16 protein-coding genes are annotated in these 14,483 nt (G+C 64.5%); 9 read left to right on the top strand and 7 right to left on the bottom strand.

From position 1 onward, the window contains the following. Nucleotides 1-39: 39 nt before the first annotated feature. Nucleotides 40-717, top strand: coding sequence for a nitroreductase (locus AC1RQP_RS04480; protein WP_492936055.1), 678 nt, complete (start codon nt 40-42; stop codon nt 715-717). 364 nt (nt 718-1,081) lie between these two features. Here the strand turns inward: AC1RQP_RS04480 and AC1RQP_RS04475 are convergent, their stop codons facing one another. From AC1RQP_RS04475 to AC1RQP_RS04465, 3 genes are read right to left on the bottom strand one after another with little or no spacing between them, the layout of a single operon-like run. Next, nucleotides 1,082-2,203, bottom strand: coding sequence for an HD-GYP domain-containing protein (locus AC1RQP_RS04475; RefSeq protein ID WP_492936054.1), 1,122 nt, complete (start codon nt 2,201-2,203; stop codon nt 1,082-1,084). Nucleotides 2,204-2,261: 58 nt separating this feature from the next. After that, on the bottom strand, nt 2,262-2,591 hold the full coding sequence (locus tag AC1RQP_RS04470; RefSeq protein WP_492936053.1) for a PilZ domain-containing protein: 330 nt from the start codon (nt 2,589-2,591) through the stop codon (nt 2,262-2,264). Continuing rightward, nucleotides 2,588-3,697: a DUF2336 domain-containing protein gene (locus AC1RQP_RS04465; protein WP_492936052.1), complete on the bottom strand. Its 1,110-nt coding sequence runs from the start codon at nt 3,695-3,697 to the stop codon at nt 2,588-2,590. The genes AC1RQP_RS04470 and AC1RQP_RS04465 overlap by 4 nt, the downstream gene beginning before the upstream one ends. Before the next feature lie 301 nt (nt 3,698-3,998). On the opposite strand from AC1RQP_RS04465, the gene AC1RQP_RS04460 reads away from it, so the two are divergent. Both AC1RQP_RS04460 and AC1RQP_RS04455 read left to right on the top strand, forming a co-directional pair. Next, complete coding sequence (locus AC1RQP_RS04460; protein WP_492936376.1) at nt 3,999-4,946, top strand: helix-turn-helix domain-containing protein; 948 nt, start codon at nt 3,999-4,001, stop codon at nt 4,944-4,946. A gap of 50 nt (nt 4,947-4,996) precedes the next feature. Then, nucleotides 4,997-5,587, top strand: coding sequence for an NADPH-dependent FMN reductase (locus AC1RQP_RS04455; protein WP_194387623.1), 591 nt, complete (start codon nt 4,997-4,999; stop codon nt 5,585-5,587). Between the two features lie 97 nt (nt 5,588-5,684). Here AC1RQP_RS04455 and AC1RQP_RS04450 read toward each other — a convergent pair whose 3' ends face one another. The 3 genes from AC1RQP_RS04450 to AC1RQP_RS04440 all read right to left on the bottom strand — a co-directional run bounded on the left by AC1RQP_RS04450 (nt 5,685) and on the right by AC1RQP_RS04440 (nt 9,248). After that, a complete protein-coding gene (locus AC1RQP_RS04450; protein WP_239623323.1) occupies nt 5,685-7,766 on the bottom strand; it encodes a methyl-accepting chemotaxis protein in 2,082 nt (693 codons plus the stop codon). Between the two features lie 92 nt (nt 7,767-7,858). Continuing rightward, nucleotides 7,859-8,554: a 2-keto-4-pentenoate hydratase gene (locus AC1RQP_RS04445; RefSeq protein ID WP_492936051.1), complete on the bottom strand. Its 696-nt coding sequence runs from the start codon at nt 8,552-8,554 to the stop codon at nt 7,859-7,861. A 106-nt stretch (nt 8,555-8,660) separates the two neighbouring features. Continuing rightward, entirely contained in the window at nt 8,661-9,248 is a 588-nt protein-coding gene (locus AC1RQP_RS04440; protein ID WP_492936050.1) for a TetR/AcrR family transcriptional regulator, read from the bottom strand. Nucleotides 9,249-9,376: 128 nt separating this feature from the next. Here AC1RQP_RS04440 and AC1RQP_RS04435 point away from each other — a divergent pair, with 128 nt between their 5' ends. Continuing rightward, nucleotides 9,377-9,859, top strand: a complete 483-nt coding sequence (locus tag AC1RQP_RS04435; RefSeq protein WP_492936049.1) for a tautomerase family protein — start codon at nt 9,377-9,379, stop codon at nt 9,857-9,859. A 36-nt stretch (nt 9,860-9,895) separates the two neighbouring features. Then, nucleotides 9,896-10,672 (top strand): crotonase/enoyl-CoA hydratase family protein, encoded by a 777-nt coding sequence (locus tag AC1RQP_RS04430; RefSeq protein WP_239623327.1) that lies wholly within the window; start codon nt 9,896-9,898, stop codon nt 10,670-10,672. A gap of 3 nt (nt 10,673-10,675) precedes the next feature. On the opposite strand, the gene AC1RQP_RS04425 is transcribed toward AC1RQP_RS04430, so the two are convergent. After that, the gene (locus tag AC1RQP_RS04425) at nt 10,676-11,113 is read right to left on the bottom strand and encodes a DUF1810 domain-containing protein (RefSeq protein WP_492936048.1); all 438 of its coding nucleotides are present in this window, start codon (nt 11,111-11,113) and stop codon (nt 10,676-10,678) included. Nucleotides 11,114-11,233: 120 nt separating this feature from the next. Here AC1RQP_RS04425 and AC1RQP_RS04420 point away from each other — a divergent pair, with 120 nt between their 5' ends. From AC1RQP_RS04420 to AC1RQP_RS04405, 4 genes are all read left to right on the top strand, one after another. Next, nucleotides 11,234-12,253, top strand: coding sequence for a DUF2778 domain-containing protein (locus AC1RQP_RS04420; protein WP_239623329.1), 1,020 nt, complete (start codon nt 11,234-11,236; stop codon nt 12,251-12,253). A 65-nt stretch (nt 12,254-12,318) separates the two neighbouring features. Next, nucleotides 12,319-12,576 carry a hypothetical protein gene (locus AC1RQP_RS04415; RefSeq protein WP_024338019.1) on the top strand — a complete coding sequence of 86 codons (258 nt, stop codon included), beginning with the start codon at nt 12,319-12,321 and terminating at the stop codon, nt 12,574-12,576. Nucleotides 12,577-12,669: 93 nt separating this feature from the next. Continuing rightward, nucleotides 12,670-13,173, top strand: a complete 504-nt coding sequence (locus AC1RQP_RS04410; protein WP_239623330.1) for an SMI1/KNR4 family protein — start codon at nt 12,670-12,672, stop codon at nt 13,171-13,173. A gap of 203 nt (nt 13,174-13,376) precedes the next feature. After that, complete coding sequence (locus tag AC1RQP_RS04405; RefSeq protein WP_239623331.1) at nt 13,377-14,468, top strand: TRAP transporter substrate-binding protein; 1,092 nt, start codon at nt 13,377-13,379, stop codon at nt 14,466-14,468. Nucleotides 14,469-14,483 lie beyond the last annotated feature (15 nt).

Genomic DNA, 14,483 nt, shown 5'->3' with positions numbered 1-14,483 from the left:
CGCCGCACCGCCGGACGAACTGGCAGGGAGGTTCACGAGGTGGAATTCGAAACGCTGGTCCAGTCGCGCCGCAGCGTGCGCGGCTTCAGGAACGAGCCGGTGCCGCGCGCGGTGATCGAGGCGATCATCGAGAGCGCCAAGCGCGCGCCGTCGTCGATGAACACCCAGCCCTGGCATGTCCACGTGCTCACCGGCAGCCCGCTGGAAGAGGTTCGCCGCCGCAACATGGAGGAGATGGTCAGTGGCGCCAAGGTCAAGCGCGACATCGTCAGCCACGGCGAGTACCAGGGTGTGCACCGCACGCGGCAGGTCGACATCGCCAAGAAGCTGTTCGGCGCGATGGGAATCGCGCGCGACGACAAGCCGATGCGGCAGGACTGGGTGCTGCGCGGCTTCCGCCAGTTCGACGCGCCGGTCTCGCTGGTCCTGACCTACGACCGTGTGCTCGATCCGGGCGCGGTCTGCCATTTCGATCTCGGTGCGCTCTGCTACGGCATCGTGCTCGCGGCATGGGACCGCGGCCTCGGCTCCGTGATCAACGGACAGGGCATCATGCGTTCCGACATCGTGCGCGCGGTCGCCGGGATTCCGGAGGACGAGGTCATCATGACCTGCGTCGCGATGGGCTATCCCGACGACAGTTTTGCCGCGAACGTCGTTCGCTCGGACCGCGAGCACAACGACGAGTTCGTGCGGTACGTGGGTTTTGCCGATTAGCACGACGGGAGGAGATTATTCTCTGGCGGAATTTTTTTTGGTGCGGAGTCCCAAGCGGCCTCTTGCAATCTCGAAGGTGCAGGAGGAACAATACGCGGACTGAGAGGTTTGTTGCTGGCGCGAGGGAATTGACATGCGGCGGCTGGCTAGCCTGGTTCGACGGTTCTTCGGTCCGCGACCCCGGCACAAGATCGATGACGATCCAAGTCTTCCTTTCACACCCGAAGAGTTCGGCCGGCTGATACGCAGCGGCCGGCACGAGGACATGAAGCTGCTGGCCGAGGGGCTGGCCTGCCGGTCCATCCCGCGCCGCGCCAGCCATCGCGCTACTCACTAGGCCGCGTTCGAGACCGGTCTGCCGCGCTCACCGTGTGAGCGCGACCTGCTTGAATGAGTGGACCAGCGCCTTCTCCAGCTTCCCGTTCATCCCGCACAGAATGTTGTAGGCCTCCGCGCGCGGCATGGTCGGCTTGTAGTGCCGGTGCTCGATCAGCGCCGCGAAAATGTCCGAGATCGTTAGAATTCGCACGATGTCGCCAATGCTCTCGGCGCAGAGCGCATCGGGATAGCCGCTCCCGTCGAGGTATTCGTGATGATGGCGAACGGCATCGAGTATCTCCGGCGAGATTCCGTCGTGTCCCTTGAGAAACTCGTAACCGGCGGCCGGATGCGTTTCGATCAGCGCGCGTTCGGCGGCATCAAGGCGGCCCGGCTTGTCGAGGATGGCGAGCGGAATTTGCGCCTTGCCGATGTCGTGGAACATGGCAGCCGAATAGAGACGTTCCAGGTCGGCCCTGCCGACGCCGAGGCTCAGTCCGAAGTCGATGGCCACGCCGGTCACGAGCAGGCAATGCTGATAGGTTCCTTCGTGATGGCGCCGCACCGTCATGAGCCACTCCGTCAGGCCATGCCGGGTGATACGGTCGGCAATCTGGCGACCGGCTTCCTTGGTGCCGTCGACGTCGAGCGGTTGGCCGAGGGTCACAGCCGTGAACATCGATGCGATCGCGGTCGCGGCGGTCTCGACGGCGTTGTCCGGTTGCGACGTGTCGCCTGACGAAGCGGACGGCCCGTCGGCCGGATCGGCCAGCGCCGCCAGCAGCCTGGTCCGGCTGACCGTGCCGGGAAGGACCAGCGTCGCCCCGAGCGCGTAGGCTTGCGAGATGCAGACGTGGGAGGCGTGCTCGAGCAGGAAGATGCGCTTCCTGGCCTTCGCCAGCTTGCCGGCCCGCTTCTTGATCGCGGCGATGTTGTCGACGTCGCGCAGCTCCGCGCGGATGACGATGGCGGCCGGCGTCTGCGACAGCCTGGAATCGGCATCGAGTCGCTCGCCGGCAATGGTGAATTTCTCTTGGAGGATCGAGCAGACGCCCGAGAGCTTGTCGGACGTGTCGGCCAGCACATGCAGAAAGGGGCGATCGGTTCGTGTCTGACGGACGCCGCCGTCACCATCGACCGGGCCGGATCTTGTTGGCGCGTGCTGCACGATCTGACCTACACTTTGCGACTGCGTGAATGTCAAACACCAGGTGGAATGTTCGAATCTATTTGTCCTGAACCGCGGTCTGCGCAGGCGCTGGTACGGCTGCAGGTTTCTTCTTGCCGTCGGTCGTAATGAAGTGGACTCCAGCCGTGGTGCCGTCGATCCAGACCAGTTCGCAGCGCCGGTAGGCGAGGCCGGTCGACGACAGCAGCATGAAGAACTCCTTGGCCTGGAGCACGTCGAGCGTGCCCTCGACCTCGATCTTGGCGCCGCTTTGCGACACGTCCAGCAGGACGCAGCTGCGTCGCCAGGTCCCGTCCGAACCCATGAGATTGACCGGCTGCCTGTGGTCCATTTTCACGCGAGCGGCTTTGCGACCGTCGAATTTCATCGGCTCATCCCCATCTTTGCGCCGCGATGTTCCCGACTGCTCTCCTTGGCACTTGCGGCAATTTCCCCCCAACGCACCGTCCACTGGCTGGTGGACAGGAGCAGTGTCTCGAAAATGTGCTGCGCGCGTTCGCGCTCGGCGAAGGAAAGCCTTCTGCCGCAGCGATTGCCCAAGATGGCCAACGTGGTCTGCCAGTTCAGTCGCGAGGCGCGGCAGGCCATCACGAGACCCTCGCAATCGTCGTCGGTCATGACATGCTCGACGATTTCGATGGGAGCCCCCGAAAGCACCGATAGCGCCGTGACGAGGTTGGCGGTCTCGCCGCGGATGGCGAAGCGGTTCACCGTGGAATCGTTGAGCTTGCCGATGCGGTTGAGCGCGACGATCTCCGGCCGCGCGTCGGCATAGGCGGCCGCGCAGGGCAGCTTGGCGACGATTTGCGCGGCCGCTACCGCTTGAAGCGAGACGGTCGCCTTCGGCCCTGTGCCGGATGTCGGGGCCGGTGAGGCCGACAGCAACTTTCGCATGACCGTGTCGGGCGTGTCCGGCCTGAGTGCCAGCGCCTTCGTGAGCTCATCATCCGTCAGGCACTTCCCGACCAGCGCGGCGTAGGCGGCGTCGGAGAATCGTACCTCCGTATTGGCGATCAGCGCAACACAAACGCTGCGAGAGCCGCCTTCGATCAGCGTCTCGATCACCGGCGGATCGATCGGCGCGCGGGCGGCGATCGCGCATTGCTGCCGTTCACCGCTCGAGGCCGCGATCGATTTGAGATCGGCGGTGGACAGTGACGGCGATCGCAGCAAGACGGGGCACGCCACCTCCGGATCGCGGTGTGAGGCGAGACGCCGCACGGTCTTCGGCGGAGCCACCGCGAGTTCCGCGAGTGCGGTGCTGAGCTCGATCAACGCACCGGCCTCAACCCGCTCCGTCAGCCGCAGCAGAACGCCGTCGACCACATTGGCGAGCAATTCCTGAGGCCGGTCGCGGCTGCTGGTGAGCAGCTGCATGATGCCGGAAAGAATGCGTGCGCAGCGGTCCAGCGGACACGTTGCGACCGCGTCCTCCAACTCGACCAGAACATCAGCAGGCGAATTTGCCGTCATGGCAGGGGCCTGAAAATTGAAATAACTTTGACGATCAAACGACGGCTATTGCGCCTCAAAGTCGTTAATTTTGAATTCTTGATATCGACGGCCGGGTATTTGAGCACCATCGGCTGGGTCGGAAACGCTATCGAAATTCGGCGGGACAGGACGTGTCCGCTTGGTTCTTTCAACGAGCTCCTCGCCAATTGCTCAGGACACGTTAAGATTGATCCTTTTCGGGGTAACGGAAAACCGAAGGGGAAACGAACCGGCGCCGCGGCCCGACGCACGTCCATGCGACGTTGCGTTTCCTGTTTTCATGAACAGCATTGACGATGTACCGAGATTGGCAATCCAAACATTCCGCTTCGCAGACGTCGACGAATTTCGAAGTGCCATACGGGGGCTGAATTTCGAATTCACGCCTTTCGTACGGAGGATTTCGGCTGAGCAGACAATCCTGTCGTTGCCCGGCTGCGACGTGAATTTGACGCGGACGTTTCCGCGAATGGTCGATGCGCAGCTGGTCGAGAATTGCACGGCGATCGGCTTCACGATGGACGACCTCGACGTGCCCGTTCGCTTCAATGGCTCGCAGCGCACCCGACCGGTCGTGGTCATTGGCAGCGGCGGCGCCGCCTACACCACCGTTGAGGAGGTGCAGCGACAAATCGCCTCGGTGGTTTTCAGGCCGGAGGTGCGAGACCGCGGCTGGCCGGCCACGCTCTTGAGCTTCAAGATTTTTGAAGTCTCAGCGGCCGGCTTGCACCGGCTGCGCACCGTGGTTCGTGAGGTGCTGGCCGAGGCGTCCGACCCGGCCGAGGCACCGGAGCTTTCGTTGAAGGGCGCGGCGATGAAGGAGTCCCTGCTCGGAGCCGTCGACGAGGCCTTCGAAAGCGTCGTCTCGGCCCGCTGGACCCTCGGCCCCAACGACGAGCGGAATTTCAGGATGTTCCAGGAGATCCGCGCACTGCTGACCGAGGATTTGTCGCAGCCGATCTACAGCGATGAGATCGCGCGCAAGCTCGGGCTGTCCGTTCGCACCATGCACGACGTCGTCCGCCGCTATCGGGGCATGAGCCTGCACCGCTATTTGCGCCTGCGCCGGCTGTGGCTGGTGCGGCGGCAGCTTCTCGCCGGCGCCGATAGCGTCAAGGCGGTCGCGCTGGCGTTTGGCTTCTGGCATCTCAGCGATTTCTCCAGAAGCTACCGCGTCCAGTTCGGCGAGTCGCCATCGCAAACGCTGGGCCGCGGTCGCGGACGATAGTCCGACAAATCGAGTAGGGACGGGCGCCGGTTTCGTGCTACCGTCCGGCCATGAGCAATCGCATTCTCGTTCTCTACGGTTCCTACCGTTCCGACCGCATGGGCATCCGCCTTGCGAATTTTGTCGTTGATCGGCTGCGCGGCCGCGGGGAGGAGGTCGAATTCATCGACGCCAAGGCGATCGGCCTGCCGATGCTGGACCGCATGTACAAGGAATATCCCAAGGGCGCAGCGCCCGAGGCGCTGGAGAAGCTGGCCGGGCAGATCCGCGGCGCCGACGGCTTCGTCTTCGTCACCGGCGAGTACAATTGGGGCATCCAGCCCGGCCTGAAGAATCTCACCGACCACTTCCTCGAAGAGTGGTTCTGGCGTCCGGCCGCGATCGTGAGCTATTCCGCCGGCCGACTGTCCGGCGCACGCGCGGCGACGGCCTGGCACGGCACGCTTTCGGAGATGGGCATGGTGGTGGTGTCGAGCACCATCGGCGTCGGTCCGATCGCGCAGACATTGTCGGCGGACGCCGAGCCGATCGGCGAGGGCGGCAAGGCGCTGGAACGCTCGTTCCCCCGCTTTGCAGACGATCTCTTGTGGTGGATCGAGGCAGCGAAAGCGCAGCGGGCGCGAAAGGCGCCGCCTTACTAAAGCGCGATGCGACCGGGATGAACCGTCATCGCGCTTGAGGTTGTTGTTTCAGCATGATCTTTTCGGAAAACCGCTGCGCGCTTTTCCGGATCACGCTTTAAGCGGCCCTGACCTCGCCGAGGAAGCGGTCGAACTGTCCGGCGAGATCGCGCGACTGTGTCGAGAGCTGCTCGGCGGCGCCCAGCACCTCTCTCGCGGCGGCTCCCGTGTCGTCGGCGGCGCGCTGCACGCCGGAGATGTTGCTGTTGACTTCCTGGGTGCCGCGGGCGGCCTCCTGGACGCTGCGGGCGATCTCCTTGGTGGCCGAGCCCTGCTCCTCGATCGCGGCGGCGATCGCGGTGCCGATCTGGTCGATCTCGCCGATGACGTCGGCGACGTTGCGGATCGCGGCCACGGTCTCGTCACTTGCAGTCTGGATCGCCGTGATCTGCTCGGAGATCTCGGTGGTGGCCTTGGCGGTCTGGCCGGCCAGCGACTTCACTTCGGAGGCGACCACGGCGAAGCCGCGGCCGGCATCGCCGGCGCGGGCGGCCTCGATGGTCGCGTTCAGCGCGAGCAGGTTGGTCTGTTCGGCGATGCTCTGGATCAGCGTGACGACGTCGCCGATCTTCTGGGCGCCCTCGGCGAGTGCGCGGGCGGTGTCGCCGGTGCGGCGCGCGTTGTCGACGGCGCGAGCGGCGATCTCGGTGCTTTGGGCGACCTGACGGCCAATCTCCGCGATCGAGGAGGTCAGCTCTTCGGTGGCGCTGGCGACGGTCTGCACGTTGCTCGAGGTCTGTTCGGAGGCGGCGGCGACCACCGCGGCCTGGCTGTTTGTCTGCGCCGCCGTCGAGGTCATCGACTGCGCGGTGCTTTCCATGGTCGCCGAGGCCTGGGACAGGCCGCCGACGAGCTCGGTGACCTTGGCCTCGAAGGCTCGCGTGAGGCTGTCGAGCGCCTGCGCGCGCCGCATCTTGCCGTCGTTCTCAGCCTGCTTCTCGGCGGCGAGCCGGTCGGCCCGGATCATGTTGTCCTTGAAGACCTGAACCGCCGCGGCCATCGCGCCGATCTCATCGGAGCGCTGGGCGCCGGGGATCTCGCCGGCGACGTCGCCATCGGCAAGCTGCGTCATGCGCGTCGTCAAGCCGACGATCGGGGCGCAGACGCGGCGGCGGACCATCACGATCAGGCCGGCGCTGGCGATCAGCACGGCGAGAAGGCCGCCAAGGGCGATGATGAAGCTGGTGCGCGCCGCCGAGGAAGCGCCGGCGAGGATCTCCTCCGCGTTGTCGTAAAACGCATCGCGAACACCGATGATGGAGCCGAGACCCTTTTGCGACGCCGCGTAATAGGTGTCGACGTCGTGCTCATACTTGCCGCTGACGGCACCGTCCTTGACCATCTTGAGCTCGCGGCCGAACTCCTCGACGTAGCGCGAATTCATCGTCTCCAGCGCCGCGCCGACATTGGCCGGGGTCGCCGGATTGCCGCGCAGCTCCATCAGCGCCATCACGATCTGGTCGCTGCGGCCCTGCATACGGGCGACGTCAGCCTTCTCGGCGTCGGTTGCGACCTTCTTGCCGCCGACGAGGTTCTTGTGCACGCTGGCATTGAGGCCGCCGATGTCGCGCAGCGTCATGGCGATGTTGGCGTAATTGGCCTGGCGGTAGGCATCGCCATTGAGAAGCGCCATGCGGCGAACCTGCTCGTTCAGCAGCGCGGTGACGTCGGCGTTGAGCAGGGCATTGTCGGCGACGACCTTGCGGGCCGCGTCCTTGCGCGCGTCCGCAGGCCCCGCGATGGCCTTGTCGATCGCCTCGCGCAGACCGGTGAACTTCGAGTTGATGGCGTCGATGCTGCCGCCGATGGCGTTGCCGTCGTCGAATGGGCCGGGCAACTCTTTGCGCAGCGCGTTCATCTTGTCGCGGGCGCCGTTGGTTGCCTTGCGCAGCCTGTCCTGCTCGGCAAGCTGGGCGGGGTCGACAGTGGCGGGGCCATAGAGGATGTTGGTGGAAAAGCCCCGCTCGGGATTGAGGTAACGCGGAATGTCGCTGACGGCGCGGACAATCGCCAGCCGGCCTTCGGCTTCGCTGATCCGCTCCATCGTCTGGTACTTGGTCACGGCGACGTAGACGGCGAGGCCGCCGCCGACGGTCGAGAGCGAGACGATGGCGCTGGTCAGGAGCGTACCGATTTTCATGATCTGTCCGGCAAAACGGAAAACTATATTGCCCGGACGATAGGTTGCTGATGTTAAGCTTGGGTTTATGCTCTGTGCCAGCGGTCCCCGCCTCAGCTGTAGGTCGCGCTTACCGATCCCAGTGGACCAAAATCGGCGATGTATGTTTCGCCAGGTTTCGGCCGCAGCATGCCGGTCAGCGTGCCCGTGCTGACGGTTTGGCCCGCCTTGAGACCAATGCCGGTTCGCGACAGCTCGTTGGCGAGCCAGGCGAGCGGCGCAAGGGGATTGTCGATGGCCTCCGCGGCTGTGCCGCGGCGTCTCTCGACGCCGTTGCAAGTGAGAATAACCTCCTGATTGGCAATGTCGCGGCTGCGCCAATCGGCGATTGGCTCTCCAAGAACGATGGTTCCCGATCCGGAGCCGTCGGCCATGATCGCGGGCATTGGCGGAAACGCTGCGTCGTGAACGAAGCGGCATTCAGCGAGCTCGATGCCGGGATGCAGCGAAGCAACGGCGTCGCCGACCTCGTCCACCGTATAGGGTTTGGCGCGCGGGGGGAGGTCGGCACCGAGACGCGCCTGGTACTCGACTTCCGGAATCGGGCTGCATTGCCGGTCGTGCTCGACCTCTGCGGGCGAGGTTATGATCAGCGGCGCGAGCACCCGCCCATAGATCGGCGAGGAGATACGAAGCTGGCGCTGGAGCCCCGACTTCATGCCGGCGATCTTCCAGCCGACGACGTCCCAGCCGAGCTCCTCCTCCACCATCTGCGCGACGCGGTACGCCGTGTCGGCGTCCGGTGGCACGAGCTGCTCGTCGAGGCCGCTTTGTTGCCGTCCCTTCGCGGCGCAAAGTGGCGAGATGGTGGGCGAGTTCGCGTTGTCGTGACAAATCCATCGGGACGTATCCAATCTATCTGGTTGCCTGGCTGAGAGCGGCCGTCAGCACGACTTGCAGCTCCTGTTGGACGTGATCAAGCGGCTCTGCGCTGCGGCTGGCGCGGCACATCGCAACCGTCCCTTCGATCGAGGCGACGACGAGGGTTGCGAGTCGTTCGGAGCGTTCCGCAGTCAATCCTTCGCGTAACAGGGCGGCGCGCATGATCTGCAGCCAATCGACGAATACGCCGTCGGCGAGGTCGAGCAGATGCTGCTGCGCAGCCTGGTCGTCCCTCTCCGGGGTTTCGCCGACATAACGGTCGACGGCGACAGCGAGCACCGGGCAACCGGCTTCGAAGTCGGAGGCTTCCAGCTGGCGGCGCCATGATGCGATGAAAGCCTTGAGGCCGCCGATCACGCCACGCTCGTTCATGGCTTTCTCCAGGGGGATGGACACCTGCTTGCCCGCGAAACTCACGGCTTCGGCGATCAACTGCCGCTTGCCGTCCGGAAAGTGGTGACTGATCGAGCCCCGCGGCGTCGCAGTATGGCGCACGACGTCGCGCATGCTGGTAGCGTTGACGCCGCGCCGGCTCAACAGATCGGCGGCGCCGGCGATCATCTTGTCGCGCGTGGTGATGGTCATCGATGGTCTCTCGCTTCGTAGCATCCTCTAGACTATGACGATTGACATAGGCAAGCTAAACTGGAATATGACAATCGTCATAGTCGAGAAGGATTGGGAAGCCTTTGACAATCATCACCGTGACGGCGCCCGCTGGCCGGCTCAGCTTGGCGCACCGCCGCATTCTGGCGGAAAGCCTGACCGACGCCGTGCTCGAGCCGGAAGTTGGCCAGCACGCGCCGGCGGCGCGAATGGGATTCCAGGTTTGTTTTCACGACCTGCCGGCGGATTGCATGGCGATCGGCGGACGCCTCCTGTCGGACCAGGACGCCCCACGCGACATCATGACGATCAACATCGCGGTGATGAATGCGTCGTGGCCGGCGGAGGTGCGGGCCGTGGTGATACGCAACGTCCTCGCCAGGCTCGCGGACGCCTGCGGCATGCAAGCGCCGTCGCCGACCTGGTGGGTCAATTTCGAGATCATTCAGGAGGGAAGCTGGGGATCGCGGGGCGACGTGCTCTCCATTCTTCAGCTCCTGGACTCCGGCGTGTTTACGCCGGAGCGGATCAGCGCAATTCGCGCCGCGATTCCGCAGCCGGCTTGATTTGCTCGCGAGAACAACCCATTCGGAGAGAAACGCATGAGCGAGGGACACATCCGCACCGAAGTGCACGGCCACGTGCTCAAGATCGTTATCGACAATTCCGCCAAGAAGAATGCGTTCACCCCGGCGATGATGGAGCAATTGTCTGAGGCGCTGACCGAACTGCACGACAACGACACCTACCGCGTCGGTGTGATCTGTGCCGAGGGCAGGGATTTCACTGCTGGTCTCGACATGCCCAAGTTCTTCGGGCCTTCCGCCGAGAAGCGCAGCACCAAGGAGGGCAATGTCGATCCTTTCGGCCTTGCCAAGCGTTGCCGTAAGCCGGTCGTCACAGCCGTGCAGGGCATCGTGTTCACCATCGGTATCGAGCTGATGCTCGCCGGAGACATCGTGGTGGCTGCCTCCGATGCACGCTTCTGTCAGCTGGAGGCCAAGCGAGGCATCGCGCCACTCGGCGGCGCACATTTCCGCTTTCTTGCGCGCGCCGGCTGGGGTGATGCGATGTATCACCTGTTCCTGTGCGACGAGTTCTCGGCCGAGCGAGCCCACGCGATTGGCCTCGTCCAGGAGGTTGTGCAACCGGGAGAGCAGGTCGAGCGGGCGATGGCGCTCGCCGCCATCATCGCGTGCAACGCACCCCTCGGTATCCAGGTCACCAAGGAAGCAGCAGCCAAATATGTCGAAAGCGGCGAGGCAGCGGCGATCGCCTATATTCCCAGGATTCGCGACCGCGTGCTCGGCAGCGCGGATGCGAAGGAAGGCATCCAGTCTTTCATCGAGCGGCGCGCAGCCGTCTTCGAGGGGCGCTGATCGCTACGCCGGCCTATCGAGCTTCGACAGGATCTCGAGCGTGGCGCCGTCGCGTTCACCCGCAAAATATCGGGCAATCGCCTGAGCGAAGACGGGCTCGTCGGACACCGCGCCGAACAGCGTCATCGACGAGTGGAATTTGGCGTCGTCCGGTGCGCCGAGAATCGCGTTGATGGTCCGGCCCTCGACGGCGAGCACGAGCCTCGTGCATTCGATCAGGCGCGCCCCGAGGACGGGATGGGCGAGATAGGCCTCAGCCTCCGCGCGGGACCCGATGGCGTAGCGCTGCGACATGGCACTGAGGCCGAGGCCTGCGACCTGCGGGAAGATGAACCACATCCAGTGAGTCTGCTTTCGACCCCGGGCCAGCTCGGCCTGGACCTCGCGATAGATCGGGTCCTGGGCCCGGACAAAGCGGTTGAGATCGAAGAGATCGGTCATTGGATACCTTTGGGAGGTTTTCCGGCCGCGATTATGCCTAACTTTTGGCTCCCAATGTGGTAGCTGGTATAGAGTCTCCGGGTGGGGGTGGGCACCCCCGGGGTCGATTTTGGGGATCTGATGGTTTCCGACGCAGCAAACGCCGAGAGGCTGTTGTCGCGCCGCCGTGTCGGGCGGGCCGAGGCGATTCTACTGTCTGTGGCAGCGGTCGCGCTGGCGCTTGGCGCCGCTGCGTGGGTTTCTGATATCGGCGATTCGACGCCGCTGGTTTCCGCCGCGTTGCCGCCGGCCAATGCTCCTTCGTTCGAGGACCGTTTCGCGTCGGCTTCCGGCAGCCCGCCGGCCCGCGAGTTCGGCCTGCGGGCGCTCGAGCGCTCCGCCGTGAATGCGGTCCAGCTCAAGCTGCGAGATGCCAAGGCGATGCTCGCCCAGAGGCTCCAGGGCGACGACTGGCGCTCGATGCTGTCCGATGACGAACAGTCTGCAGCCGAAGAGGCGAGGCCCTCGCAGCGTGCCGACGCCATTCCGATCCCGCGCTCGCGTCCGGTCCAGGCAGATCTGGCCGCCCAGATCGCCTCCAGCCAGGCCTATGCCGACACCGGTTCCAGGGCCGACAACCGCAACTTCTTCGAAAGATTCACCGACAAGATCAAGCTGGCTTCGTTGACGCCGGATAGCGGGCTGCTGACAAGGGCGCCGGATCTCGCCGCCCTCGGCTACGACTCGCGAACCGCGGTCTACGACATCTCGGCCAAGGCGGTCTATCTGCCGAGCGGCGTGGCGCTGGAGGCCCATTCCGGCCTGGGCGCGCTGATGGACGACCCCGACCACGTCGACCGGCGGATGGTCGGCGCGACGCCGCCGGCGACCTACGAGCTCAAGCCACGCGAAAAGCTGTTCCACGGCGTCCGGGCACTGCGCATGACGCCGACTGAGGGCACCAGTGCGCTTGGCCGCGTCGGTCTGCTCACGCACAACTACTTGCTCGGGCCGCGCGGCGATTCCAACGGCTGCGTCTCGATCAAGGACTATGACCGTTTCCTGAAAGCCTACGACAATGGCGAGTTCAACCGCCTGGTCGTGGTGCCGAGCCTGCGCGGGACGGCCACCGCTTCGCAGCGCGCGAGCACCAATTCCTGACCTTGCCTGCGACGGCGGGGCTGCCGTTTCCCCTTCGTTAAGCCGTCCTCGCCCAGAAGCAGCCCATGAGTGATCCATCAAGTTCCGAAACCCCGCTGCGCACGACGTTCAAGATCAAGCTGAACGGTGACACGTTGGCGATCGCGACCGTCGGTCAGGCCTATCAATTCCTCACCAACTTCAAGTCGGTCGAGTGGATGGAATTTCGCTCCCTGCACGAGGACGCAGTCGCAGCCCTGGAAGGCGCCGCCGGCAACGCTATGCTGGCGGTGCAGGCGACCAACGCCGTGCGCGCATTGTTCGTCAGCGCCAAGCTGCTCTGAGAGAAACGCTCCTTTCGCCCTGACCCTTCTCGAACCCGCTGCAAGGCGGATGCGACGAAGGGCATGCGCGTTTCCGCGCCGGAGAGAGGCTGTATGGAATTAGCAAGATTCATCGCAGGCATCGACCATGCCGGCGCGGAGCAACCGACCGAGGCGGCACTCGCAGCCTTCGAGACCTCGATCGGCTGCCGGTTGCCGGACGATTATCGCCGTTTCCTGCTGGCCTGCGCCGGTGGCTATCATCAGGGATCGGCCGAGTTCAACTGGCCGCAGGGGGACTGGGCGGGTGCGGTGCAGGAGGTCCTGGGATTGCGGTCCGACGAGTGCTCGCTGGTACGGACGCGTCAGACGCCGCAATGGCCGACTGTGGACGAGCTGTTGTGGATCATGAGCGACCACGGCGGCAATCCCATCTGCATGACGATCGACAAGGCCCATTTCGGCAGGATCTGGTTCATGGACCACGAGGTTGCCGAGTACGAGAAGCCCTGGACGCTGGCGCAGGCCATGTCCGACAAGTGGGGCTATGTCCTGCCGCTTGCATCGACGTTCAGCGATTTCATCGCCGGACTGTACGAGGAAGCCGCAGCTGCGTGAGGCGAGCGGCCGGCTGAGCGGCGCGTCCCGCGCAGAAGTGCGGGTTTGAGCCAGGCTCCGGCCGGCCTCCATCGGTATCTGATGCAAGCCGGTACGGTCTTTTCCGTCGCAGCTTGAACTCCGCTCCGGGAACGGGCAAACGGTTCGCCAAGATCGTGGCCCAAGCCATCCATCGATGCCGAGTTCAAGGGAGAGACACCATCATGAAACGCCGTACATTCCTCAGGGGCGGCGCCGTCGCCGGCGCTGCCACGCTGGTTGCTGCACCTGCAATCGCGCAGAGCGCGCCCGAGATCAAATGGCGCCTGACCTCGAGCTTTCCGAGATCGCTCGACACCATCTACGGCACGGCGCAGACCTTCGCGAAATACGTCGCTGAGGCCACCGACAACAAATTCCAGATCCAGACCTTCTCGGCGGGCGAGCTCGTGCCCGGCCTCCAGGCGCTCGATGCGGTCAGCACCGCATCGGTGGAGATGGCGCAGACGCCGCTCTATTTCTACATCGGCAAGGAGCCGGCGCTGGCCTATGCCACCGGTGCGCCGTTCGGCATGAACCATCGCCATCAGGAGTCGTGGTGGCACTTCGGCGGCGGCGCCGACCTCACCAACGAGGCGCTCAAGCCTTTCAAGGCGCATGCCATCCTCTGCGGCAATTCCGGCACCCAGATGGGCGGCTGGTTCCGCAAGGAGATCAAGACCGTCGACGACCTCAAGGGTCTCAAATTCCGCATCGCCGGCATGGGCGGCCACGTGCTGGCAAAGCTCGGGGTCGTCCCGCAGCAGATCGCGGGCGGCGATATCTATCCGGCGCTGGAGAAGGGCACGATCGACGCGGTCGAGTTCGTCGGTCCCTATGACGACGAGAAGCTCGGCTTCTACAAGGTCGCCAAATATTACTACTTCCCCGGCTGGTGGGAAGGCGGCGCCATGCTGCACATGATCGTCAACGACGAGAAGTGGAATTCGCTGCCGAAGCAATATCAGGCGATCGTCAACCAGGCGGGCGCGGCGGCCGGTGCCTGGATGCTCGAGAAATACGATAGCGTGAATCCGGCTGCGCTGAAGCGGCTGATCGCGAGCGGTACCGAGCTGAAGGCGTTCCCGCAGCCGGTGCTGGAGGCCTGCTACAACGCGACCCAGGACCATCTGAACGAACTCGCCGCCAAGAGCGACCTGTTCAAGCGGACCAAGGAGAGCCACGACGCGTATATGAAGGAGCTGCTCTTCTACACGCAGATCGCGGAGAACTTCTACGACAACTATCTGCTCAGCAAGATGCGCAACAAGAGCTGACGCGAGGGACGCGGT

It is taken from the genome of Bradyrhizobium sp. GW821-FHT13H06, assembly GCF_058803975.1.
This window is presented reverse-complemented; position numbering and strand designations above follow the sequence as displayed.